The organism is Saccharibacillus sp. CPCC 101409, assembly GCF_030518235.1.
Classification (GTDB): Bacteria; Bacillota; Bacilli; order Paenibacillales; family Paenibacillaceae; genus Saccharibacillus.
On the sequence record NZ_JAULSA010000010.1, the window covers coordinates 74,370 to 98,464 of the forward strand.

At 54.8% G+C, this 24,095-nt stretch carries 17 protein-coding genes; 6 read left to right on the top strand and 11 right to left on the bottom strand.

Going from position 1 to position 24,095, the window contains the following annotated elements:
• Positions 1-23: 23 nt before the first annotated feature.
• From QWJ34_RS19215 to QWJ34_RS19225, 3 genes are all read right to left on the bottom strand, one after another.
• Positions 24-1,631, bottom strand: a complete 1,608-nt coding sequence (locus QWJ34_RS19215) for a hypothetical protein (RefSeq protein WP_302730331.1) — start codon at positions 1,629-1,631, stop codon at positions 24-26.
• Between the two features lie 244 nt (positions 1,632-1,875).
• Complete coding sequence (locus tag QWJ34_RS19220) at positions 1,876-2,178, bottom strand: YtxH domain-containing protein (RefSeq protein WP_302730332.1); 303 nt, start codon at positions 2,176-2,178, stop codon at positions 1,876-1,878.
• A gap of 268 nt (positions 2,179-2,446) precedes the next feature.
• Positions 2,447-5,308: an AraC family transcriptional regulator gene (locus QWJ34_RS19225; protein ID WP_302730334.1), complete on the bottom strand. Its 2,862-nt coding sequence runs from the start codon at positions 5,306-5,308 to the stop codon at positions 2,447-2,449.
• Positions 5,309-5,784: 476 nt separating this feature from the next.
• On the opposite strand from QWJ34_RS19225, the gene QWJ34_RS19230 reads away from it, so the two are divergent.
• The 3 genes from QWJ34_RS19230 (at position 5,785) to msrB (ending at position 8,388) form a co-directional block, all read left to right on the top strand.
• Positions 5,785-6,507, top strand: a complete 723-nt coding sequence (locus tag QWJ34_RS19230) for a cytochrome c biogenesis CcdA family protein (protein WP_302730336.1) — start codon at positions 5,785-5,787, stop codon at positions 6,505-6,507.
• Positions 6,508-6,587: 80 nt separating this feature from the next.
• Positions 6,588-7,157, top strand: a complete 570-nt coding sequence (locus QWJ34_RS19235; protein ID WP_483314291.1) for a redoxin family protein — start codon at positions 6,588-6,590, stop codon at positions 7,155-7,157.
• A gap of 13 nt (positions 7,158-7,170) precedes the next feature.
• Positions 7,171-8,388, top strand: a complete 1,218-nt coding sequence (msrB, locus tag QWJ34_RS19240) for a peptide-methionine (R)-S-oxide reductase MsrB (protein WP_302730340.1) — start codon at positions 7,171-7,173, stop codon at positions 8,386-8,388.
• Positions 8,389-8,480: 92 nt separating this feature from the next.
• Here the strand turns inward: msrB and QWJ34_RS19245 are convergent, their stop codons facing one another.
• Together QWJ34_RS19245 and QWJ34_RS19250 are read right to left on the bottom strand one after the other, a co-directional pair.
• Positions 8,481-8,714, bottom strand: coding sequence for a DUF1450 domain-containing protein (locus tag QWJ34_RS19245; RefSeq protein ID WP_302730342.1), 234 nt, complete (start codon positions 8,712-8,714; stop codon positions 8,481-8,483).
• Positions 8,711-9,973 carry a HEAT repeat domain-containing protein gene (locus tag QWJ34_RS19250; RefSeq protein ID WP_302730344.1) on the bottom strand — a complete coding sequence of 421 codons (1,263 nt, stop codon included), beginning with the start codon at positions 9,971-9,973 and terminating at the stop codon, positions 8,711-8,713. The genes QWJ34_RS19245 and QWJ34_RS19250 overlap by 4 nt, the downstream gene beginning before the upstream one ends.
• Before the next feature lie 142 nt (positions 9,974-10,115).
• On the opposite strand from QWJ34_RS19250, the gene QWJ34_RS19255 reads away from it, so the two are divergent.
• Positions 10,116-11,672, top strand: a complete 1,557-nt coding sequence (locus QWJ34_RS19255) for an ABC-F family ATP-binding cassette domain-containing protein (protein ID WP_302730345.1) — start codon at positions 10,116-10,118, stop codon at positions 11,670-11,672.
• Positions 11,673-11,995: 323 nt separating this feature from the next.
• On the opposite strand, the gene QWJ34_RS19260 is transcribed toward QWJ34_RS19255, so the two are convergent.
• Together QWJ34_RS19260 and QWJ34_RS19265 are read right to left on the bottom strand one after the other, a co-directional pair.
• Positions 11,996-12,895, bottom strand: coding sequence for a fumarylacetoacetate hydrolase family protein (locus QWJ34_RS19260; protein WP_302730347.1), 900 nt, complete (start codon positions 12,893-12,895; stop codon positions 11,996-11,998).
• 271 nt (positions 12,896-13,166) lie between these two features.
• On the bottom strand, positions 13,167-13,364 hold the full coding sequence (locus QWJ34_RS19265) for a hypothetical protein (RefSeq protein ID WP_302730349.1): 198 nt from the start codon (positions 13,362-13,364) through the stop codon (positions 13,167-13,169).
• A gap of 337 nt (positions 13,365-13,701) precedes the next feature.
• Between QWJ34_RS19265 and QWJ34_RS19270 the strand changes: the two genes are divergently transcribed.
• Together QWJ34_RS19270 and QWJ34_RS19275 are read left to right on the top strand one after the other, a co-directional pair.
• Positions 13,702-14,709, top strand: a complete 1,008-nt coding sequence (locus tag QWJ34_RS19270; RefSeq protein ID WP_302730351.1) for a BMP family lipoprotein — start codon at positions 13,702-13,704, stop codon at positions 14,707-14,709.
• 22 nt (positions 14,710-14,731) lie between these two features.
• Positions 14,732-16,390, top strand: a complete 1,659-nt coding sequence (locus QWJ34_RS19275) for a methyl-accepting chemotaxis protein (RefSeq protein ID WP_302730353.1) — start codon at positions 14,732-14,734, stop codon at positions 16,388-16,390.
• A 122-nt stretch (positions 16,391-16,512) separates the two neighbouring features.
• On the opposite strand, the gene QWJ34_RS19280 is transcribed toward QWJ34_RS19275, so the two are convergent.
• From QWJ34_RS19280 to QWJ34_RS19295, 4 genes are all read right to left on the bottom strand, one after another.
• The gene (locus QWJ34_RS19280) at positions 16,513-19,170 is read right to left on the bottom strand and encodes a glycoside hydrolase family 78 protein (protein WP_302730355.1); all 2,658 of its coding nucleotides are present in this window, start codon (positions 19,168-19,170) and stop codon (positions 16,513-16,515) included.
• 47 nt (positions 19,171-19,217) lie between these two features.
• Complete coding sequence (locus tag QWJ34_RS19285) at positions 19,218-20,822, bottom strand: response regulator (RefSeq protein ID WP_302730357.1); 1,605 nt, start codon at positions 20,820-20,822, stop codon at positions 19,218-19,220.
• Positions 20,819-22,555: a sensor histidine kinase gene (locus tag QWJ34_RS19290; protein ID WP_302730359.1), complete on the bottom strand. Its 1,737-nt coding sequence runs from the start codon at positions 22,553-22,555 to the stop codon at positions 20,819-20,821. The genes QWJ34_RS19285 and QWJ34_RS19290 overlap by 4 nt, the downstream gene beginning before the upstream one ends.
• A gap of 134 nt (positions 22,556-22,689) precedes the next feature.
• A complete protein-coding gene (locus QWJ34_RS19295; RefSeq protein WP_302730361.1) occupies positions 22,690-23,991 on the bottom strand; it encodes an ABC transporter substrate-binding protein in 1,302 nt (433 codons plus the stop codon).
• Positions 23,992-24,095 lie beyond the last annotated feature (104 nt).

The following is a 24,095-nucleotide window of genomic DNA, read 5'->3' on the forward strand; positions in this document are numbered from 1 at the left end:
GATATTCTCCTTTTACCTGTTCATTAAGAATTGGGATTAAGAACTTCGATATGCAAAGTCGTCTCCAAAGTGTGGGTCGTACCGTCTTTATGATGAATAACCGCAGTTACTTTGTAGTCGCCTTTTTCGAGCGTTTCGAAAAGGCTCCCCAAATCAAGGGTGAATTTAAAGCCCGGTGCATGGTTCTGGTATTGCGGATAATTAAAATAAGTCGTTTCATCGGATAATCCGTAAGCGGTCTCTCCCAAAAGCTTTTCTTCGTTCCAGTAGTACTCGATTTTTTCAACCTCTTTTTCACTCAAGTACCAGCCTTTAAAGGCAAGCCTTACGCCCTGCGTATACACTTTGTTTTCTTTTCCGTATAAGGTGAAAGTACCGCCTCCGCGCAGTTCTCCCAATTCAGGCAATGCTTCTTGTACGGGTTCTTCCTCCTCGATCGGCGGCTGCGGCGCAGGGGTTTTAATCACACCTTCGCTCGTTTTTGTTAAAAGATTGCCGTTAGCGTCGTAGCCGAATTTGAGTTTCCCGCGCTCCGTGTCGACACGGGTCAACCGCCCGTTGGCGTCATATGTATATTTGTAAGTGGTAGGCCCGCTCGGCTGTTTTACCGGAGGCTGTGTTGATTCGTTTAAAATATTGAAACTGGCTTTTCTCACATCGACTACATCGCCTGCACCTGTTTTACCGCCTAGAACCAGTTGGACTCTAACGTAAGCGGTATTAGGCGGTGTTTCTCCTTTTTGCGCTACCTTTTTTGTCTCGGGATTTTCTAAAGTTTTCTTATCGATAAGCTTATGATCGGCATCCAAAAATAACACTTCCCAATCTGCAAGAACTCCGCTGCTTAAAAGAACATGCTCGGCATTCCAACTATAGGGCTGCTTACCGGCAACGCTCGCTTCCTGCCATAACCGGACCTGATTGCCTTCCTGCAAGTCCGTAACGACGATTCTTTGTTTCCAGGAGAGTTCGGGCTGAGCATCGTTTACCAGAGGCAGTGCGCCGCTTGGTTGATCTTGTTCAAAGGTCCAATGGCTGGCCGTGGAGTCGCCCGCTTGAAAATCGGAAAAGCTTCCGTTCTGCAAAAGTTCTCCGTAAGAATGTACAGCTGCGGCTTTAGTCATAGCGGAAGCGCCAAACTGATTTTTCGCTTTGAGGGTGAAAGAGTAATTTCCTCCGCCTGCCAGCCTTTCAACGGTATAAGAAAGACCGGACGTCTCGCCGATCAATGCGCCGTTCTGATAAATCTCGTAACTCAAACCGCTATTGTTCTTGGGCTCTTCCCACTTCAAGGAAACCGACACGGCATTTAATGGCTGCGCAATCAACCCGGTTGGCGTGTTTGGAAGATCGCCTTGCACCGCAGCAGCTTGTCCTTCGTCCTCTGTTTTAGATTCTTGCCCGCCCGGCTGAAGATTCGAATCTTTGGCTGGAGTAATCGGCTCTTCCAAAGAAGGTTGAGTGGCTGCAGTTTCCTTTTCGTTGCTGTTCTTTTCCTTGTTTGCTTCTTGATTGCTCGGTTGAGATGACGAAAGCGTATCCGGTTGTGTAGCCTGCGCGTTCATTGTAATCGTCAACACACCAGCAGCCATTAATAGAACGGTTATCTTTTTTACGCTCAAAAAATTCATACAAACCCTCCGCTGTTAGAATATAGTAGATTTCTTACTCAGTATAAGCAAGCAGGATGATTTTGAAAAGAAGTGTAAAATGTCGAAAAATAAGATCTTTTCTAAAAAATTGTATAAAAAACCTAGAAATGTTGCTTAATCGTGAACAAACAAAAAAAGACTTCGCATCCACACTCAAGTGGAATACGAAGTCTCACTATCTCATACATTAGGTTAAAAGCAGCAAATAATCAGGTTATTACTTTTAAGATCTAAACCCCTGCACCTCGGACTTGATCTCCGATGCCGCGGATTTGGCTTCTTCCTTGAACTCCTGGACGACTTCCATCGACTCCTGGAGCACGCCTTTGATTTCTTGTCCTTTTTCTTTGAGCTCGCCGCTGCGTTCGCTGATCAGCGTACCCTGTTCTTTGAGCAGGTTTACGGTGTTCATGAACTTTTCTTTGAGGCTGCTGCCTTCCTGCGCGGCGACCAGAACGGCCAGGCCGGCTCCGATCAGCGCTCCGGCAACCGCTCCGACAATGATGGTTCCTTTTGTTTCTGCCATTGTAATTTCTCCTCTCGCTCGTCCATATTTGCTTGATACTCGCCTTCTCCCTTAGATATTACCCACTCTTCGCCGTTTTGCGCAGATTCTTTTTAAGATCGTGGTCCATAGCGATAAAATCGCGGCTTGCGGCAGTGCTAACGGATTCAGGCGGCACTTAAAGCGAAATAAACGCCGCCAAAAAAAAGCAGGCCAAGGCAGCGTCTAAAGACTATGCAATTCGTTATGAAGCAGAGCCTATCGAAAAATTCCCGCCGCGCCCCCTCCGTCACCCCGCCCGGCTGCGGCTGCGATATTCGCCCGGCGTCGACGCGGCGACTTTCTTGAACGCCCGGTTGAACGACATGTAGTTCGTGTAGCCGACTTTGAGCGCAATCTCCTGGATCGCTTCGTCGGTCTCCCGCAGCAGCCGCTTGGCGCGATCGACGCGGACGTTCGCCAGGTAATCGACGAAGTTTTCGCCGAATTCGTCTTTGAACAGCCGGCTGAGGTAGCTCGGGCTCAAGCCGAAGCGTTCGGCGATCAGGGACAGGGAGAGATTGGGGTCGTCGAACCGGCCGTCGATAAAAGCGCGGGCTTCCTGAAGCGTCAGATGGCTGCTCCGGCTTTCGCGCAGCGTTTGCAGCCGCTCCGCGTATTCGTCTAGCAAAGCGCGCAGCCCGTTTTCCAGTTCATCCAGCGTATCGAACCGCTCGGCCGCCGCGCTCAGCCTGGGCGCGGCTTCGCTGCGCCACAGTTCGCGCGCTTCGGCCGGAAGCTCCATCATCTCGCGCAGCAGCTGATAAGCCAGTACGTTAATCAGGCCGGACAGATCGTCCTTGGGGAGCACCGCATCGCGCAGCTCGCCGAGCAGCGCGTCGAGCCGCTCGCGCCAGACCGGTTCGCCCAGCCGGTAGGACTGGGCGAGTTCGCGGATAATGCGCAGCACGCCGTACAGTTCGGCGCCCTGTCCTTCGCGCAGCTCGCCGCGCTTGATGACGCGCCCTCCGCCGAGCGACGACTTGTAGCCCATCGCTTCGGCCGCTTCGCGGCAGCCGCGCGCAATCTCTTCCGGCGAAGAGATCTGCCGGCCGAGCGCGACCGTCACCGTGCAGTTCAGGTGCGCGGCGACCCAGCCGATCAGCTCGGCCGCGATGCCGGCCGCGCCGGCGACGGCATCCTGGGCCTCCGGCGATGAAGATTCCGGAGGCGGGCCTGCTTTCCCGGGCGCAGCCGCAGCGCGCATAGACCGCTCCAATGCCGCGGCCGCGACGCTGCCTGCGGCGGCAGGCGCCGGTTCGCTTTGCGGCTTCGCTCTCTCTGCGGCAGCGGCCGCCGCAGGCTCGCCCGCCGCTTGCGCCGGCTTTTCTTCGCCGGCGCGCTGCGCTTCGCCGCCGCAGCCCGCGCAGCGCAGCAGCAGGCCGAGCCGCCCGTCGGGCAGCCACTCGGCCCACAGCCGGGCGCCGCGCTCCTCGGCCAGCTCGCCTGCCGCGCTGGCGAGCGCGTAGCGCAGCAGCTCGCGGCTGCGCGCGGAGTACGCCCGGCTGAATTCATCCGGCCGGTCGATCTCCAGCAGGCCGACGACGGCCGGCCCGAACCCTTCGACCTGCGGCCCCGCGCTGCGCGGCGCGGTCGTCCCTCCCGCTTCTTCGCGTTCCTCCCCGGACATTCCCGCGCTTTTTCCGCCGTTCGGCCCCGCGCTGCGCGGCGCGGTCGTTCCTTCCGCTTCTTCGCGTTCCGCCCCGGACATTCCCGCGCTTTTTCTGTCGTTCGGCCCGGCGCTGACCGCCGCCGATCTTTCCCGCGCGGTTACGCTCTCCGAATCGCCGCCTTTCCCGCCTATCGAATCGGCCGGCCCGCGCCGCGGCTCCGAAGTCCCGTCCGCTTCCAGCCGCCGCGTCTCCGCTTCCCACTCGTCCGCGCCGACGACGCGCGAGCCTTCCAGCAGCTCGCGGAAGAATTCCCGCCGCCGGTAGACGATGTCTTCCCGCTGCCGGCGGCGGTCCGCGTCGGCGCGCTCGATCATCGCGCCGATGGTCGATTCGATCCGCGCGAACTCGTCCGGCCGCTGCGGACGGCGAAACCGCCGGTCCCAGCCGCCCGGCGGCACACGGCTTCGCTCTCGCGCCTGCGTCTCGGCGGCCGATTCTCCCTCTTCCGCTCCCGCCGCCTCCGTCCGCGCCGCGGCCGCTTCGGCCGTGCCGGGCGGAAGCGCGTCGAGCCGCTGGAGCAGCCGCACCACGGGTTCGTAGTTCCGGCGCGAGACCAGCGCCGTCCAGGCGATCCCGAGCGCGATGGTCAGCACGGCCGCCCCGATCCAGATCATCCAGATATTCGTCAGCACCTGCGACAGCGAACCGCCGACGATGCCGCTGCGCACTTCCCAGCCGGTATACGCCGACTCTACCGAAGACAGTTCCCGCTCTTCGGCCGCCGCTTCCGCTTCTTCTCCGTCCGGCAGAGCCGCAAGCGCCGAAGCGGATAGGTCGTTTTCGGTGCCCAGCATCAGCGTCCCGTCAGCGGTATAGAGATGGATAAAGCTCGTTTCCTCTCCCGTCATATCCCGCAGCAGATCGCGCACGGAATCGAGCGAGACGTTGACGACCATGATGCCGCGTTCGCCCGTCAGCAGCGGAATGCCGCGCGTCAGTGTCACCACTTTCTGCGAGGGTTCATTGTAAGCGCTTGCCGCTCGCGGAGCCGACCATCCCGTCGGCAGCGTTCCTTCAAGCGTCCGCTGCACGAATTCGCGATCCGGGAAATCTTCCAGCGTTCCGATCGACAAATTGCTCAGCACCGTCCCGTCCGACAGCCGGTACACGTACAGCGAATCGATCAGCGGATTGGACAATTTGATCCGGCCCAGCCGCGACGAGACTTCGTTCGCCGACAGATACGGATTGGCCGACGCGGAGAAAAAAGGCGTAAATTCGTTCGACAGGATCTCCCGGTTCATCATCTCGCTGATCGAACGGAACGAATAATCGAGCGACTGCACGGCCTGGCGCGAGAACACTTCGTTCGCTTTGGCCGTTTCTTTCTTCGACAGCTCCGCCGAACCGATAAAAAACAGGATCATCAGCACCGCCGGGACAATAATCAGAATCGGCAGGTACGAAAACATCAACCGATTGAACCAGCTCGTTGGCACGGGCAACCCCTCCTAGGGCATGTCTTCAAATTTCGAAGGCAGCAGATTTTGCCGAATTTTCGTTTCTGGCAAGAAACTTTTTCGAAGGCGTGCCGGGGCACGTCAAGGGGAAGTGACGCTGCTAGGGGCGAAAAGGCGGTAAAAGATGCACTTCAGCGAATTTGAAAACATGCCCTAGTCTTACTCTAAACTTACATACTTTCTCAATTATCGCAATCCTTTTCACTCTCCTTTTGCAAAAAAATCCCCCAGGGCGTTTTGTCGCTCTGGTTTACCGCCCGCGAGCAGCCGATCCTCGGGTTTTACTCGCCTGCCAACTGCTAATATTTCACAGAAAATATTCCAAAAAACTAATCCAAAACTCATCTTTTTGCGTACAATAGGTTGTAGAAAGGTTTTGAATAATCCCAATTTGAAACTTGACGAGCCGGCTTATGCGCGGTTCCATCCTGTACTTTCATCGGAGGTGACGGTTCTTGCCTGCGGAATCCCTATATGTCGGAAGCGTGCTGGCGGCGGGAGTACTGTCCTTCTTCTCGCCCTGCATCTTCCCGATGCTGCCTGTTTATTTCGCTTTTCTCGGAGGCTCCGAAGCCGGACGCGCTCCCGGACTTTCTTCCGAAGCTCCGCCCAAATTCCGGGTCGATCCCCGGCTGATCGGGCGTACGCTGCTGTTTATTCTCGGACTGTCCACCGTCTTTCTGCTGCTCGGCTTCGGCGCGGGCGCGCTGGGCGGGGTAATCAACAGCTCCTGGTTTATGATCTTTTGCGGCGCGGCCGTGATCTTGTTCGGCATTCACCAGACGGGCGTCGTCAACCTGATGTTTATGCAAAAAGAAAAGCGCCTGACTTTCGACTCGAACAAACGGCGCGGCGGATTCGGCGCGTTCCTGCTCGGGTTTACGTTCAGCTTCGGCTGGACGCCGTGCATCGGCCCGGTACTTGCGGCGGTGCTCGGCGTCGCGGCCGGCGGCGGTTCTCCCGCATACGGCGTCTGGATGATGGTCGTGTACACCGCCGGAATGGCGGTTCCGTTCCTGATTCTGGCCGTATTCTCGGATTTGCTGCTGCGCCGTCTGAAAAATCTCTACAAATATATGGGCGCGCTCAAAGCGGTATCGGGCGTGATCCTGATCGTGATGGGCATCCTGCTGATGACCAACAATCTGGCCGTGATTACGGCGGCTTTCCCGGTCTGAAGCGATTCTCGAACTCCCGTTCCGGCCGGACTTGAATCCAATGCCATACAAGACGATATAAGCCAAGCTTTATAAAGGAGATGACCCGCTTGAATACGTTTAAAAAGAAAACTTTTCCCCTGCTGACTCTGCTGAGCGCGATCCTGCTGCTGTCCGCCTGCGGGCAGACCAGCGGCAGCGGAGCCGCTTCGGCTTCCGGCGCGGCGGCCGGCACTGCCGCTTCGGCGAGCGCCAAACCGGCGCCGCAGTTCGATCTCAAAGACCTGAACGGCAACGATGTCAAACTGGCCGATTTCAAAGGTCAGAAAGTCTACATTAAATACTGGGCTTCCTGGTGCTCGATCTGCCTCGCCGGCATGGAAGAGTTGAACACCCTGGCCGGGCAAGACAACGACTTCAAAGTCATCAGCATCGTCGCGCCCAACTTCAAAGGCGAGAAATCCGAAGCCGACTTCAAGAAATGGTTCGCAAGCATGGACGAGAAAAATACGACCGTACTGCTCGATCCGGACGGCAAATACGCGCAGCAGTTCGGCGTCCGCGCCTACCCGACGTCTTTTTATATCGATTCGCAGGGCGGATTGTCCAAAACGGTCCCGGGACATAACACCAACGACGTGATCGCCGCGAATTTCAAAGACATCCCTTAAAGGAGGTTTGGACATGAAGAAAATTACCCGCATGGCCGTCTGGGCGCCGCTTCTGCTGCTCGCCCTGATGGTCTCGGCCTGCTCGTCGTCCGGGCTTGCGCTGAACGCGTCCGGTCTGCCCGGAACTTCGGAGCATGTGACCGCCGCCAGCATTCCCAACCCGAACGACGGCGTCGATTATTCGAAGTCCGATCTGAAAAAGGTTTACCTGGCCGGCGGCTGCTTCTGGGGCGTCGAGGCGTATATGGCCCGTATTTACGGCGTGCAGGACGCGGTGTCCGGCTATGCCAACGGCACGGGCGAGAATCCGTCTTACGAGGATGTGGTCAAAGGAGACCGGGGCTTTGCGGAAACGGTCGAAGTGACCTACGATCCGGCCATCATTTCGCTGGAAGACCTGCTGAAAGAATTTTTCAAAGTGATCGATCCGACCAGCGTCAACCAGCAGGGCAACGACCGCGGCATCCAGTATCGCTCCGGCGTGTTCTATACGGACGACGGCGAGAAAGCCGTGATTCAGTCCGTGATCAAGACCGAGCAGGAGAAATACAATAAAGATATCGTGACCGAAGTGCTGCCGCTGGACAATTTCTATATGGCGGAAGAGTATCATCAGGATTATCTGAAAAAAAACCCGAACGGCTACTGCCATATCGATATGAGCATTCTGGAAGACCAGGAGATTCCGGCCGACCAGAGCGGCGCCGCGAACGGTTCGGCGGCTTCCGTCACCAGCGCCAAGTCGACCGCGGCCAGCAAAGCGGCAGGCAAGATCGTTATCGAAGCGGCCGACTATCCCAAGCGCAGCAAGGAAGAACTCAAAGCCACGCTGACCGACGCGCAGTATAAAGTCGCCGTGGAACAAGATACCGAGCATCCGTATTCGAACGAATACTGGGATACGTACGACCCGGGCATCTACGTCGATGTCGCCACCGGCGAGCCGCTGTTCGCCAGCGAAGACAAATACGACTCCGGCTGCGGCTGGCCGAGCTTCACCAAGCCGATCGTGCCCGAAGTCGTCACGTATGACAAAGATACCGCCTACAATATGGTCCGCACCGAAGTGCGCAGCCGTTCCGGCGATATCCACCTGGGCCACGTCTTCGACGACGGCCCGGCCGATAAAGGCGGCAAACGCTACTGCATCAACAGCGCCTCGATCCGGTTCGTGCCGGTCGCCGATATGGACGCGCAGGGATACGGATATCTGCTGGACGTAGCGAAATAATCGATTGTATCAAGCAAGAAAACAGGCCGCTCCCGGTCGAGCTGTTCCGGGCCGCGGCCTGTTTTTCTTTGACACTTTGCTTTATGCCGATCCTACTTCTTCCCTTTCTGTTCGATCGCTTTCTCCAGCTTTTTCACCAGTTTCTTCGGCGTGTCCGCGCGCACGATCTCGCCTTTGACGATCGCAAAAGGCTCCGCCCGGCACAGCCGGCATTCTTTGAGGCACGATTCTTTTTTGAGCTTTACGTCGTCGTGCCGGCCTTTGAGCGCTTTGTAAGCCGGTTTCGAGAAGCGGTCCAGGTTCTTTTCGCAAAATTTGATCTTCATCGCGATTCCTCCATCATTTCCCGCAGTATGATCCGCACCCGGGGCAGCCCGGCCGGAACGCCGCGCTCGATCAGCTGCGGCGTGTGCAGTTCGTATTCTCTCAGCCGATGACGCACGTTGACGGGAATATCGTGTTCGTCCGTCGGATGCTGCTCCAGCAGCCGTTCGTAAACGGGCAGCAGCAGAGGCAGCGGATCGACGCCGGCCGCTTCCAATAGATAGCCGAGAAAACGGAACGTTTCTTCATCTTCTTCGACCGGGACCAGACGCTGCGCCGCCTCGGCGAACGCGCCGGCTTGCGGTTTACAGTACCAGTGAATCAGCTGCGCGGCGGTTCGGCGTTCTTCTTTCTTCCCGCTGTTCAGTCCCGCCATCAGCAGCGGATCGGCCAGATCCGGCGCATGTTTGGCCAGCAGGGTGAGCGCCCAGTACCGCACGCCGTCCGCCGGATCGGCCAGCGCCTGCCGCGCGAGCCGGATCGATTCTTCGCCGGGCTGCGGGAGCCGCAGCAGAGCTTTCAGCGCTTCTCCGCGCGCCGCCGCTTCGTCCGACCTCGCCATTTCCAGCAAAGTCTGTTCGCTGCCGCCCGGCGTCGTGCCGAACCAGTGAATTTCGAAGCCCGCGATCACTTCGTCCAGCCAGCGTTCGTACCAGTCGAGGAAATTTTTTTCGTATACAAAAAAAGGCTTCTGGTATTCCGTATCCATATAAAGCACGCGCCCGCGGTGCTCGCCGGCGACGATCAGCCGAATCTCCCAGCTGCAGCCCATCGTCCCGATCTCCAGCGTTCCGCGCAGCAGATCGGCAATCGCTTCGTCGTAAGCCTCATCGTCCAGGTCTTCGCCTGGCACGTACTCTTCCGGCGCTTCGGCCATCCAGTCCTGCGTTTGCGGGCAAAGCTCGAATACGGCAGGCTGACCGAGGCGAGACTTATCCGGCTTCATGCTTTCCGTCGCATAAATGCCGTAATACGGTCCCGCGCCGCCGGTTCGTCCCGGTCCCCCGTCGCCGACTCCGGTCAGGAAAACCGCGAACGCATCCGGCAACGCGATTCCCCAATCCCGTTCAAGCCGGTCCAGGTCGCGCGTCGTCAGCGGTTCGTTCAGCCGGTATTGATGCTCTTCCGCGCCGAATTCCCGCTTCGCTCCGGGCGACTGCGCGGCAAGCGCTAGTTTTTCGCGAATACGCGCAACCTGTTCGTCGTATACCCGCAGACTGCGATTTTCGCTGTTTATTGCGTTTTTTTCCGCCCCGTTCATCTCGTCCCTCCTTTTTTGCATGAAAACTTTCCGCGGATTTACATGTTTCCATTGAGTTGTACGCCGTTACCTTTTATAATGAAACGGAAAAATGTCTAAAAACGTCTAACCGAAATCTAACAGAAAAAGGTGCCTTTCATTAATGAGTATACTAAATGTAGAACGACTGAGCCACGGTTTCGGCGACCGGGCTATTTTTAAAGACGTTTCCTTCCGTCTGCTGAAAGGCGAGCATATCGGCCTGATCGGCGCAAACGGCGAAGGCAAATCCACGTTTATGAACATCGTGACGGGCAAACTCCAGCCGGACGAAGGCAAAGTGGAATGGTCCAAGCGCGTACGCGTCGGCTATCTCGATCAGCACGCCGTGCTGGAGAAAGGGCTGACGATCCGCGACGTGCTCAAAGGCGCGTTCCAGTACCTGCTGGACATGGAACAGGAAATGAACGATATGTACGGCCGCATGGGCGAAGTGTCGCCCGAAGAACTGGAAGACCTGCTGGAGCAGGTCGGCACGATCCAGGACACGCTGACGGCGCAGGACTTCTACCTGATCGACGCCAAGATCGACGAAACGGCGCGCGGCCTCGGTCTCACCGATGTCGGCCTGGACAAAGACGTCAACGATCTGTCCGGCGGACAGCGCACCAAAGTGCTGCTGACCAAGCTGCTGCTCGAGAAGCCCGACATCCTGCTGCTGGACGAGCCCACCAACTATCTGGACGAAGTGCATATCAACTGGCTGACGCGTTACCTCCAGGAATACGAGAACGCGTTTATCCTGATCTCGCACGATATTCCGTTCCTGAACAGCGTCGTCAACATCATTTACCATATGGAAAGTCAGGAGCTGAACCGCTACGTCGGCGACTACGATTATTTCCAGGAAGTCTACGCGATGAAAAAGCAGCAGCTCGAATCGGCGTTCAAGCGCCAGCAGCAGGAAATTTCGCAGCTCAAAGACTTCGTCGCCCGCAACAAAGCGAGTGTCGCGACGCGGAATATGGCGATGTCCCGGCAGAAGAAGCTCGACAAGATGGACGTGATCGAACTGGCGCAGGAACGTCCGAAGCCGCAGTTCAACTTCAAGCTGGGCCGCACGGCCGGCAAGCTGATCTTCGAAACGAAAAACCTGGTCATCGGCTATGGCGAACCGCTGTCCCGCCCGCTGGACCTCAAGATGGAACGCGGCCAGAAGATCGCGCTCGTCGGCGCGAACGGCATCGGCAAAACGACGCTGCTGCGCAGCATCCTCGGCGAGATCCAGGCGCTCTCCGGTACCGTCGAACGCGGCGAGCACCAGCAGATCGGCTATTTCGAGCAGGAGATGAAAGAAGACAACGGCAATACCTGCATCCAGGAAGTATGGAACGAGTTCCCTTCCATGAGCCAGTTCGAAGTGCGCGCGGCGCTGGCCAAGTGCGGACTGACCACGAAGCATATCGAGAGCAAGATTGTGGTGCTCAGCGGCGGCGAAAAAGCCAAAGTGCGTTTGTGCAAACTCATCAACCGCGAAACGAATATTCTTGTGCTCGACGAACCGACGAACCACCTGGACGTCGACGCGAAAGACGAGCTGAAGCGCGCGCTGCAAGCGTATAAAGGCACGATCCTCATGATCTCCCACGAACCGGAATTTTACCGCGATATCGTGACGGAGACTTGGAACTGCGAGAGTTGGACGACGAAAGTATTTTAAGGTTGAGAGGACTCCCTGAATCGGGAGTCCTTTTTGTTTTTGTGAAATTCCTATTCGTAAAGAAGCCTTAAAGGCTGCGAAGAAAATTCGTTACGGTCGCTTGTTGAAACCAGGAAGACTAATTAGATTTTATATGTATCTTCCCGGTTTCAAAGGCGAACACTATCGTTCCTTCACTGAATTTTCTCCTCCGCTTATTGACTTTTTTACAAAACAGACTTCCTCAACACAAGCAGGACTCCCTAAATCGGGAGTCCACTTTTGGGACGGGCGGGGAGCGGAAAGGCAGAAAGAAAAAGGAACAAGAACAATTACAGTTATGCTTACCCGGCCTGGCTGCCGATGCGGTTGGTCAGCTCGCCCAATCCTTCAATGCGGATGGTAATAGTGTCGCCGTCTTTCATCCAGACGCGGTCGGGTTCTGGCTGGCCGAGTACGACGCCTTCGGGGGTGCCGGTCAGGATCACGTCGCCGGGTCTGAGGGTGAAATGGCGGGACAGGAAAGAAATCAGCTGTTTGCAGGAGAAGATCATATCCGACGTGTTGGAGTCCTGCACGGATCGGCCGTTCAGTTCCGCGGAGATGCGCAGGGAGTTGGGGTCGGGAATCTCGTCGGCGGTGGCGATAAACGGGCCGAGCGGCGCGAAGCCTTCGCCCGTCTTGCCGAGCAGCCACTGGCTGGACTGCATTTGCAGATCCCGCGCGGAGATATCGTTGGCGCAGCTGTAGCCGAATACATAGTCGAGCGCTTCCTCTTCGGTTACGTTCGACGCGGCTTTGCCGATTACGATCGCAAGTTCGGCTTCGTAATCGAGCTGCTTACTCTGCGCGGGCAAAGGGATAAGGTCCAGATGTCCGGCCGCGGAATCGGAGAATTTGCTGAACACGACGGGATGCGACGGCAGCGGCATGCCCGTTTCTTCCGCGTGCCGTCTGTAATTCAGCCCGATGCAGATCAGTTTGCCGGGATTCAGCACCGCCGGCAGAAAGCGGACGCCGCCGATCTCCTGCATCAAACTCTCCCGTTCGCCCGCGCTGCGTTCCCAGGCGGCCGCGATCTGCGCCGTTTTCTCCGGCGATCTCAGCAGTTCGTCGGTCGTCGCCGGCGGAAAGCTCCAGCCTTCTTCCAGCCAGGGGGCCAGCCCGGTCAAAGGCAGTACCCGGTCTTCGGATACGATGCCGATGGCGGCGGTTCCGTTCCACTCGATATTCGCAAATTTCATTGTCGGTTTCCTCCCGATTCGTTCGGATCGCGATGAACGGACCCGCTTGTCCGCGCAGCCGTTTCGATCGCGACCGTTTTTATTCATACCCGGTTATTATACCGCTCTCATCCGTTTTTTGGCTGTGCGGATTTGGAAATCGAAGCGTACAAAAAGCGCCCGCTCTGCCAAAGCAGACGCGGGCGCTTCCCGTCGTGCGAATCCATCTTCATGCTATAAGAAAAGAATTCCCGCGGTTCCCTGCCTGCGGTTCGATTCTTTCCGCTCGTGCTCAGCTCTCTTTGGAGTGCCAGGCTTCGATCTTCTTCTTGCGCTTGCGCTTCAACCAGCGTTCAAGCATACTTCCCGATTTGCGTTCTTCCAGCGTTTTCTTGATTCCTTTCAGAATCAGTTTGGAGCGATCCTCGTCGCCGCGGTCCAGTTCATGGAGGTCCTTCAGAAATTCATCGTTCATATTATGCATCCCCATCTAAAAAGGTCTCCTCTCATTATAACGAACATACGTTCCTTTGTCGAGTTTTTTCGCTCCGGTTGGTTATCGGCCGGCTATCCGCGTTTTTCCCTTTTCCCTGTTTGTACCGTCGTTGGCTGTGTATAGGGTCGTACTTATATATAACCAAATACAGAGAGTTCCTTTGTAGACGCATAGCCCCCGGGAAGCCGCATTTCACCTTGGCCTGAGCTGGATTGGCCGTAATTCCCTTTCGAAAACGTTTACTGTGCACAAAATAAATATCTCCCTAATAAATAGCCAGCGACCTGACGATAAACATGAAGATGTCCAGACAATAAAATGGGGGAAAACCATGAACAGAAAGAAAATGATTCGCACGATGAAAAACATTCTGCCGGCGCTGTCCATCCTGCTGCTTGCCGCTTGCGGCTCGCAGACGGGATCGAGCGCCAAAGCGGCCGAGCCGCTGGAAGTCGGCGTCGTGCTGTCGGATGTCGGTCTCGGCGACCAGTCTTACAGCGACGCGGCGTTCCGCGGTCTGGTCAAAGCCCGCGACGAAGACGGCATCTTGTTCGATTACCGGGAGATCGCCCAAACCGATACTTACGACGAAGCGTTCAAACAGCTGGTCTTGCAGGACAACGATCTGATCATCGGGCTCGGTTACATGGTCAAAGACAGCCTGGAAGCGGCCGCCAAGACTTATCCGGACCGCCAGTTTCTGATCGTGGACGATACATCCGATCTGTCCAACGTGTCGTCGATTACATTCAAGGAAGAAGAAGGCAGCTTTCTCGCGGGAGCGGCGGCGGCCATGTCGAGCAAGACCGGCCATATCGGCTTTCTCGGCGGCGTCGAGTCGGACCTGCTGAAAAAGTTCGAAATGGGGTATGAGCAGGGCGCGCAGAGCATCGATCCGCAGATTCAATTGAAAGCCGTTTATGCCGGCGACTTCGGCAAAGCGGAGCTCGGCGCTTCGCTGGCCGCTTCGATGATGCAAAGCGACAATGTGGACGTGGTATACGCGGCCGCCGGCCTGACGGGTATCGGCGCGCTTCAGGAAGCGCAGAAGTTGGGCAAGTACGCGATCGGCGTCGACACCGACCAATTTTTTATCGCGGAAAAAGCGGTGATTACTTCCATGGTCAAAAACGTCGATACCGCGATCTTTACGGCCGTTCAAACGTTCGAACAAAGCGGCGGCAAATTCCCGGAGAAAAATATGGTGTTCGGCCTCAAAGAAGACGGGGTCGGCCTGGCTCCGATCCATGTGGTCGACCTGACCGATCAGCAGCAGAAGCGGCTTGAAGAGCTGCGCGGCGGTTTGATCTCGGGCGAAATCAAGATTGAGCTTCCTTAAATTTGGACGGAGGATTTTTATTATGAAATTACAAGGCAAATTACTGCTTAACGCCATCTTGTCGCTGGCCGCCGCGCTGGCGCTTGTCGGCTATATTATCGCCCAGCTGCTTCAGATCAATTCGCAGAATCAAACGCTTGTGCCCGATATGCTGAACGTTCAGCAGCTCAAAGCGGATCTGGGACAGGTCAGCCAGTCGCTCGACAATTATTCGTTTTCCATGACCGAAAGCAACAAATCGGCGGTATCGTCCAGGATCGCGACCGCTCAAGCGACGCTTGCCCTGCTGACGGATCAGAGTCTGGATACGCCGCAGCAGCAGCGCTGGCACGCCTCGATCCAAAACAAATTCGCCGAATTGTCGCAGGAAGCGCTGGAGGCGGTCGACCAGCGGAACAGCCCCGAAGCCAAGCGCCAGGCGGCCCGCATCCAGGGGATCCAGAACGACGCTTACCGCCTCGATCTGCTGACCAAAGCCCGCTACGACGCATACACCTCCGATCTGACGCACAGCATTCGGCTGACCTGGCAGATCGCGCTCGCCGGCGCCGGAGTACTGCTGATTGCCGCCGGCTGGTTCAACGCCCGCTTCGCCCGGCGTCTGGCGCGCCGGACGCGGCTGTTGAAAGAAGCCGCGGTGCGCATCGCGGACGGCGACCTGACCGTCAATGTCCGCCAAACGAACGGCCGCGACGAACTGGACGAATTGAATAATTCGTTTGTCGTCATGGTCGACAATCTGCGCGGCATCGTACAGTCGATCGAGTCCAGCGGCGGCGTGGTCGACCGGGTGGCCGAAGAGCTCGACGAGCAGAACGGCCGGATGCGGGAGATCGTATCGCAGGTCGCCACTTCGACCGAGGAGCTGGCGATCGGCAGCCAGCGCATCGCCGAAGATCTCGGCCAGACGGTCGAGGTCGTCGACGAGATGCAGCGCAGATTCGACGAGAATCTGGCCGAAACGGAAGAATCCGCCGCCGCGACCGAGCAGGCGCTCCGGTTTGTCGAGCACGGGGAAAGCGTCATGCGCGAACAGCTGCGCATCGCGTCCGTCAACCGCTCGGCGATGGCCGAAGTCGAAGCCACCGTGCGCGAGCTGGAAAACAGCGCGGCGCGCATCTCCGACATGACCGAGCATGTGGCGCAGATCGCCAAACAGACCACCCTGCTCTCGCTCAACGCTTCGATCGAAGCGGCGCGCGCCGGGGAAGCCGGCAAAGGCTTCGCGGTCGTCGCCGGCGAAGTGAACAAGCTGGCGGATCAGTCCGACACCGCCGCCAAAGAAATCTTTACCGCGGTCGGGCAGATCGCCGCTTCGATGACGCGGGTCAAAGGCTCCGTCGGGCAGAGCCTGGAATTGCTGCGCGAACAGGAGCAGGCGGCCGCTTCGACCGAGCAGTCGTTCTCGTCGATCAGCGGCCGTGTCCGGCAGATCGACGCTTCCGTCGGCAAGCTGGCCGACGATATGGCCCGGTCGCGCCGCCTCAGCATCCAGGTACAGCAGGCGGTCGAGAATATCAGCGCCGTCACCGAGCAGTCCGCGGCGGGCAGCCAGGAGATCACCGCTTCCACCGACGAGCAGCAGCGCGCTTTCGAAGAAATCGGCGGCAAAGTCAAAGAGCTGCTGCGCATCCGCGAAGAAATGCAGCGCGAGCTTCAACGCTTCCGGCTGGAGGGCTGAATATATCGTTAAAACTGAGGTTCGCTGTTTACTTTTAGTATTCAAATAGTGTACAGCAAAAAAAGACATACCGTTCGAAGAAATTGAACGGCATGTCTTTTTGATTTGTTTCTAAAGGTTATTCATATTGAAAACGTGAAATTGTAATTACCCGAACCGAGTAGTAATTTGTAGCCGAAGTCGTAGCGTACTAATTCATGTATCCCCTCTACATCCTCCAATATCACGTTATTTTCTCGAATTCCTTCTTGACCTTCTGAAGGGATAAATACTTCCGCCCTTGTATTAGCAGGAATTGTCACGTTTATTTCCGCAACGTTATCATCCGTTTTCTTCCAGGAAGATTCGATCGTGCCGTATACCGAGTCGAAAGAAGTCTTGACCCAGGATAGGTGTCCGTTTATGCGAGGCTGGATTTGAATGCGCTTATACCCCGGTTCAAGCAGATCGATTCCGCCAGCTACCCGATAAAGCCAATCTCCGATTGCTCCGTATGCATAATGATTGTAAGAATTCATATGATCGCTCCAGAACGTTCCGTCCTGCTTGATGCCGTCCCAATGTTCCCAGATCGTAGTTGCCCCCTGAAGCACGGAGAACAGCCACGACGGGTATTCCTGCTGCAGTACGAGCCGGTAAGCCAGATCGGTATACCCGAATTTCGACAGTACCAGACACAGATAAGGCGTACCGACGAAGCCGGTGGTCAGATGCGTCCCATTGGCTTCAACATGATCGGCCAGCATACGCGCTGTCCGAGCCCGGTCCTTCTCTTCCAGCAGATCGAACATGAGCGCCAGCACATAAGCGGTTTGCGTTGGCGAAGCCACACGGCCTCTTGGCGTTACGAACTCGCTTCGGAACGCTTCGACGATATTCCGGTGCAGATTCTCGTATTCGAGCGCCTCATCGGCAAGATCGAGTAACGCAGCTGTTTGGCTCAGCAATCGGGTGGAATGGGCGTAGAAGGCGGTAGCGATCAAATCTGTCGGAGTCGCTCCCACATAGCTGTTCTCTTTGGCATCCAGAGCCAGCCAATCGCCGAAGTGGAAGCCCGTATTCCACAGGAACTCCTCTTCCCCTTCGCCCCGGATATATTCGATCCAGGCTTTCATGCTCGGATACTGCGTCTGCAGAACCCGAAGATCGCCGTAGCACTCATACAAGGTCCATGGACAGATTACGGCGGCATCGCCCCAGGCAGAAGAACCGTACCCTGCGACCGGGACATCGGGAATGACATGCGGAACCCGTCCGCTTTCTTCCTGATCCGCCGCCAAGTCCTTCAGCCATTTTTCAAAGAACGGAACGACATTCATATTAAACGCCGCTGTCCGGATAAAGACCTGAGCATCGCCCGTCCAGCCAAGCCTTTCATCGCGCTGCGGACAATCTGTCGGAATATCCAGGAAGTTGCCTTTTTGCCCCCATAAAATGTTGCGCTGCAGCTGATTGATCAGCTCATCGGAACAGCTAAACCTGCCTGTCTGCATCAGATCCGTATGAATGACGCAGCCGATAACGCGTTCCAACAGTTCCTCTGCGGGAATTCCCGTCACTTTGACATAACGGAAGCCTTGGAAAGAGAGATACGGTTCAAAGATCTCTTCCCCTTTGCCCCGGCAAATATAAGTAACGGTTTGCTTGGCCGAGCGAAGATTGCCCGTATAGAAGTTCCCCGCCGCATCCAGCACTTCCGCATGTTGAAGTTCGATTACGTTCCCCTCTTCCTCTTCGACCGTAAATCTGGCCCAACCAACCATATTTTGTCCCATATCCAGAATCGTATCTCCTTCAGGGGTCCGGATAACCCCGACAGGACGAATCGTCTCGACAATGCGCGTAGGTTCATTCTCCTGCGCAACCAATGCGGAAGCGGGGGCATCGATTACCCGCGCCGCTTTCCAAGCGCTGTCGTCAAAGCCGGGAGACGACCAGCCGTCCATGGTCAATCGGGCATCATACGTTTCGCCATGATACAGTTCGGACATGAGCAGCGGCCCTCCGGAGAACTTCCAGTGTTCATCCGACGCGATGATCCGCTCCGAGCCGTCGGCAAGCGTCACATGCAGTTGCAGCCGCAGCGCACGCTTGTGGCCAAATAGATTGTTCTGTCCTTCCCAGGCAAGATTCCCCTTATACCAGCCATTCCCCAGGATGCAGCCGAGTGTATTCCCGCCTTGTGCAAGCAGTGTGGTTACATCGTAAGTCTGATACTGGATCCGCTTGGTATAACTGGTCCAGCCAGGATTGAACAGGCTGTCGTCAGCCGGATTGCCGTTGACATACAATCTGTACATACCAAGCGATGTGGCATAGATACGCGCTGATACGATAGGCTGAGGCATCGCAAAGTCAAAGCGTATGTAGTCGGCTGGCGCATCGTCGATGTCGTCCTCTGGAGTCGGAGCGCCGATCCACTCCGCCTGCCACTCTGCTTCGGACAGCAATGCCGTTTCCCAATAAGCCGGTGCGCTCCATTCGGATGCGTCCCCCTCAAGATTCCATACGCGCACCCTGACATGATATCGGGTACGGGATTGAAGGGGCTGGCCCGCATACTCGATATGCACGCTTGCATCGGAATCGACTTGTCCGGAATCCCACACAAGGTCCGAGCCAAAGTCGGAAGTTCGCGCAGCCTGCAACTGATAGCCGCCTTGGATAAATCCACGATTTGCCGACTCGGTCTGCCAGCTAAATCTCGGTTTGACGTCATCGATTCCCACCGGATTCTTCCGGTAATTGACACATAGACGGGTCGTACTGAATTTTACCATTTCCATCTCTCCTGTTCATTCTGCTTCATCGCCTTGCGGTCATTCTTTTATGGACTAACCGAATTGCCCGGAACAGGCTTTTCGGGAGCCTTCGCTTTTCTCAAACTTGCCGGTGAACATCCTTCGATTTTTTTGAACACCTGTGTGAAATAGATATAGTCGGCAAAACCGATCTGTTCGCTGATTTCGTACAACAGGTCGTTGGTGTGCAGAATCAGTTCTTTGGCTTTTGCAATTCTCAGACGGGTCACATATTCTTTGAAAGACACTCCGAATTCGCGCTTGAAGCGATGGCTGAAGTAATTGGGGGTTTTCCCAACATGTTCGGCCAGCATTTCCACGGTCAAATCTTGAGTGTAATGTTTGCGAATGAATTCTTCCGCCCGGATCATCACGGGACTCAATTCCTTGGAACGTTCCAGACCGACTTGTTCAAAAGTGGACAGTGCAATCTTCCGAAAGTCGTCGAGAGTCAAAATATCCAGGTTTCCGTCGATTATGGCTATGTGGGCATGAATCTGCTCGACGGCATCGCCTGGAATATGTCTGGCTGCCACCAGCACAAATTGAAGAAGGCTTCTTACATACGCGGCAATACTGTTCCTACTGTATTCGCGCCCGGTCCGGAGCCGTTCAAATTCCGCCGCGATCCGATCGATCAGCGAAGAGAAATCGCCTTGCGACAAGGCCGACACGAAGCGTTCGTCTTCCAGAAGACCACCAATCGTCTCGTCTTTCAGTGCCGCCGTATCTCCTCTTGCCTGGATGGATCCTCGCCCTTCATACAGTTTCAAAGCCAGGGCCTGTTCGGCCTGTCGCTGCATGTCAGCAAAGTCGGCCGCATTTCCGTAACCGCTTACACCGGCGGAAAAAGAAAATCCCTGCGTCTGCATTTGTTTATTCCATCCCCGCAGTTGATTCAGCAGCTCGTTTACAGTTTGCGTAAAATAAAGGTACGAAGGCGTTTCCAATTTAAAGAGAAGAACGATGCTATCCTTTTTGTAAGTTAAAGCAATCCCTTTTTGTCCCCATTCACGCTTCTCGAATATTTGGCAAAAAGTATGCACGGCATGCTGCACACTTTCGGCATCCGTATGCGCGTCCCGGTCGATCTGGATCGCGGCACAGAGTAGACTGCCCGTTGCATCGAAATTATAGTACTGCTGCAGTCCTTCCAGAATAATCAATCGATCCGTAATGCGGCCGGCCAGCAGTTCTCCCTTGAAGCTGCGTTTATAGGACTCCAGATATTTATGAAATTCCTGCTCGGTCATCTGTTCCCGAACGATATTTTCTCTGACCTTCTTGATTAAGGCGACCAGATTCCGTGCGCGAATCGGCTTCATCTCGTAATCGACAGCGTCGAGTTGAATGGCCGTTTTCAGATATTGAAAATCGTTATAGCCGCTCAGAATAATGACCTTGGTCTGCGCCCTGACCTGCTTGATTTGTCGCAGCAATTCCAAGCCGTCCATGCCGGGCATTCTCACGTCGGTTAACACGATCTCCGGGAAAAATTCATTGAATTTCTGCAAAGCTTCTATGCCATTTGACGCTGTGATTACCTGTTCGATATTCAGAGAATGCCAATCGATTCCCTGCTCGATGCCTGTCCGAATTTGATCGTCGTCATCCGCAATCAGCAGCTTCATTCCAATCCCTCCTTCGCTTCCTGCTCCAAGTACGGGATATAGACTTCGACCTGTGTGCCAACTCCGGCACGACTGGCAAAGTGCAGCCCGTATTCCGGCCCATAACTGATCTTGATTCGATCGTCTATGTTTTTGAGCGCAAATACGTTCTTGGCTTCTTCTTCGTGAGCCATCATCTGATGGATTCTCGCCTCGTCGGTTCCCAGCCCGTTATCGGTTACGGTAAACCGAATTCCCGGTCCGGCCCGGACGATCTCCACCTGGATCAGGCCACCTTCAATCACTTCTTCCAGACCATGTATGATGGCATTCTCCACAAGTGGCTGCAAAACGAGCTTGGGCATCCTGCAGTTTAGCAGCTCTTGGTCCGCTTCGATGCGCAGCCTGATTCGGGAGCCATACTTCCGCTTTTGGATCAGCATATAGTTCTCCAGAAACTCTACTTCCTGCCTGACGGTAATGAATGGCTCTCCCTTGTTCAACGTATGCCTGAAAATTTCGGCCAATGCTTCAATCTGCTCGCTGACATCGTAATTTTTCTGTTTGAGAGCAAGCCAGTGAATCGAATCCAGCGTGTTATATAAAAAATGCGGGTTGATCTGGGATTCCAGCGCTTTGATCTCGGCCTCTCTTTGCTTGATCTTGCTGACATATACATCGTTAATTGTTTCTTTAAGCTGGTTCACCGTTCGCAAGAAACCGCTGCTGATTTCTCCGATTTCATCTTTGGAATCGCTGGCAAGAGCCATATCGAAATTACCGTTTTTCAGCTTGGTCATTTCCGCTCTCAGTCTTTGTAGCGGTTTCAATAAATACTGGTGCTGTACAAAAGAAAAAACGATGCCAAACGAGATGGACAGCAGGATTGCAATGAATAACACGATATTGATCGTCCTGCTAAGCGTCGAGAACGAAGCCTGCGGGGTGAGCTGGATCAATTTCCATCGGGGTTCGTCGATTGTGTAGTAAAAAGCGACTTCCTTGCGCCCCTCCACCTCGGTTTCCAAAAAACCTTCTTTGGTCTCGGTAATTTGACGGATATAGGCTTCATCCTTGAATCTCTGTCCGATCTCGTTTCTTTCCGTCGAAGATAAGATATGACCTTCAGCGTCCAGCAGAAAAATTCGCGAGTCGGCGTAGGAACGAAGAGTTCCAAATATCCGATACAAAGCATTCTCATCCAAATTGAATCTTTCAATTCCGATCATGTTTCCATACTTGTTTAAGTCCATAATGCCCCTATAGTACTCGATGCTGCCGGAAGAAGTGGACCAAAATCCCTTTCCCCGCAGACTTAAGGTGCGCTCCTTAATCAGCGGATCGATAGCCGACACCTGCCGCATCCCTTTTTGAAAAATAACTTCCTGGTTGGAATATAAAGTGATCGACTCATACAGCTGCCGAGAACCCAGAATATCGTCCATCCAGTTATTGATATTCCAATAGATCTTGTCGTAATCCGTGATTCGATTGTATTTGCCGCTAGCGAAGTCCTGAATCAGTTCATTGGATAAAATTCGCTTCGACTTATCGTTGGTATCCGACATAATGGACTCAAAATTCTGCCGCGTTTGTTTTAGAGTTTCCAGAACCGTATCGTATGTTCTTTTTTGCGCCAGGTCCGCAAATTGGTAATTCACATACACACCCAGCAAGATCAAGGGGAAAACGATGAATGCCGCGATACAGGAATACAGCTTTTGCTTTAAAGAAAAATCTTTGAACTTGATCATGTTTTCCCACTCCCCCGTACTGCTTAGACGAAATCTCCAATCAGTCAACAGGCGTTACATTTAGTATACGAGTCCTGTTTGCCGCCAAGCATAAAAAAATCTACAAATACTTTATCTTTTCCACTCGACATTCCTTATTGCCGCTGGGCATCCAGACGCAGCTTCTCCAGATCTTCAATCGCCTTCATTCCATAAAACAAAAAGTTGGCAGGCATTCTGTCGCCGATCTCCTGCGAGATCGAAGAAGAGAGCGACAGGATTTCTTTTTGTTGATAAAAATTCGCAATGTCCTTGGCATACTCCGAAAATTCCGGATCATCCGACATCACTCCCTTAATCGCAACCGGAGCCCCATTGTTTACCCGATGCTGCAGAACTTCCGGACTGGTCAAATATTTGAGGATTTCAATGGATACTTCGGGATGCCGTGCATTGACCGGAATCATATACCCGTTGAATCCTCCAAGAACCTGGGTCCGGGTTCCCATATGGGGCCAACTCAGAATGCGTACATGTTCCAATCCCGACTCTCGGATCGATTGTGCGGACAGTACATTCAGGTTGGCTTTGACGGCAATTTGACCGCTGTCAAAGGCCTGGTCGATTTGTTCCTGGGACATGGTCAAGGCTCCTTGCCCCGGATAGACATACCCGTTCGTGTAAAGCGATTCTACTTCTTGAAATACGCGAACGACATTCGGATCGGTAAAAGGAATTTTCCCTTGCGACCATTCGAGCAGCTTGCTTTCATCGGGCCAAACGGAATACAGCAGCTCTCTTACCGGCCATGAGGTCCAATTCTTTTGAATGCCCAGCGGCCTGATTCCGGTTTGTTCCTTAATCGTTTGCAGCATCTGCTTGAACTCATTCCAATCGACGGTATCGCCGGAAAGCCGAATGCCCGCTTGATCCAGAATATCCATATTGACTTCAAGCAGCGGATAGATTGGGGCATTGGGTACCGCAAAGACTTTTTCCTTGTAAGTCCCCGCCCCCAGCACACCCTCAATAAAAGTCGCCTTCCATTGCCCGTCATTCGCCTCAAGATAAGGGGTCAGGTCCAAGGCCAGATCTCCATTTGCGAAACGGTCGATTTCTCCGGGCCAATACATGGCAAGATCAAGCGGTTCTTCCGAGGCAATCGACGTCTTAATGACCTTCTCCGCGTTGGAGGCTTCCCAGGTCTTGAAAGTAAGGTCATACCGGTCCGCGAAATGACGGGCCACCATCTGTTGTTCCCGCTCGGAATTCACATCCTCCGGTCCGGCGATCATAAGCGTTAGTCTGATTTTGTCGTTGGATGCGGCTTCTTCCTGGATTCTTGCCTGTCCGTCAAGAGTGCCAAACGAAATATGCGATTGACCTATCCAGACGCATACGATGAGCAGGAGTCCCAGGCTGATGAATACAATCCTTTTGTTTGTCGAAACTTTCATGGTGTCCCTCCGGCAGATCGGAATTCCAAACGAAAAGCATACACTTTGTACTCTTTCATTAGAGCAAATAAAGGAAAAGAAGGTCAACCCGGTGGGCCGACCCT

Bases quoted from the DNA above. Each gene is read 5' to 3' on its own strand.
- QWJ34_RS19245 (WP_302730342.1), bottom strand. From the start codon at position 8,714: ATGAAGATCAAATTTTGCGAAAAGAACCTGGACCGCTTCTCGAAACCG.
- QWJ34_RS19285 (WP_302730357.1), bottom strand. From the start codon at position 20,822: ATGAAGCTGCTGATTGCGGATGACGACGATCAAATTCGGACAGGCATC.
- QWJ34_RS19275 (WP_302730353.1), top strand. From the start codon at position 14,732: ATGAAATTACAAGGCAAATTACTGCTTAACGCCATCTTGTCGCTGGCC.
- QWJ34_RS19290 (WP_302730359.1), bottom strand. From the start codon at position 22,555: ATGATCAAGTTCAAAGATTTTTCTTTAAAGCAAAAGCTGTATTCCTGT.
- QWJ34_RS19260 (WP_302730347.1), bottom strand. From the start codon at position 12,895: ATGAAATTTGCGAATATCGAGTGGAACGGAACCGCCGCCATCGGCATC.
- QWJ34_RS19270 (WP_302730351.1), top strand. From the start codon at position 13,702: ATGAACAGAAAGAAAATGATTCGCACGATGAAAAACATTCTGCCGGCG.
- QWJ34_RS19280 (WP_302730355.1), bottom strand. From the start codon at position 19,170: ATGGTAAAATTCAGTACGACCCGTCTATGTGTCAATTACCGGAAGAAT.
- msrB (WP_302730340.1), top strand. From the start codon at position 7,171: ATGAAGAAAATTACCCGCATGGCCGTCTGGGCGCCGCTTCTGCTGCTC.
- QWJ34_RS19235 (WP_483314291.1), top strand. From the start codon at position 6,588: ATGACCCGCTTGAATACGTTTAAAAAGAAAACTTTTCCCCTGCTGACT.
- QWJ34_RS19250 (WP_302730344.1), bottom strand. From the start codon at position 9,973: ATGAACGGGGCGGAAAAAAACGCAATAAACAGCGAAAATCGCAGTCTG.
- QWJ34_RS19295 (WP_302730361.1), bottom strand. From the start codon at position 23,991: ATGAAAGTTTCGACAAACAAAAGGATTGTATTCATCAGCCTGGGACTC.
- QWJ34_RS19220 (WP_302730332.1), bottom strand. From the start codon at position 2,178: ATGGCAGAAACAAAAGGAACCATCATTGTCGGAGCGGTTGCCGGAGCG.
- QWJ34_RS19215 (WP_302730331.1), bottom strand. From the start codon at position 1,631: ATGAATTTTTTGAGCGTAAAAAAGATAACCGTTCTATTAATGGCTGCT.
- QWJ34_RS19265 (WP_302730349.1), bottom strand. From the start codon at position 13,364: ATGGGGATGCATAATATGAACGATGAATTTCTGAAGGACCTCCATGAA.
- QWJ34_RS19255 (WP_302730345.1), top strand. From the start codon at position 10,116: ATGAGTATACTAAATGTAGAACGACTGAGCCACGGTTTCGGCGACCGG.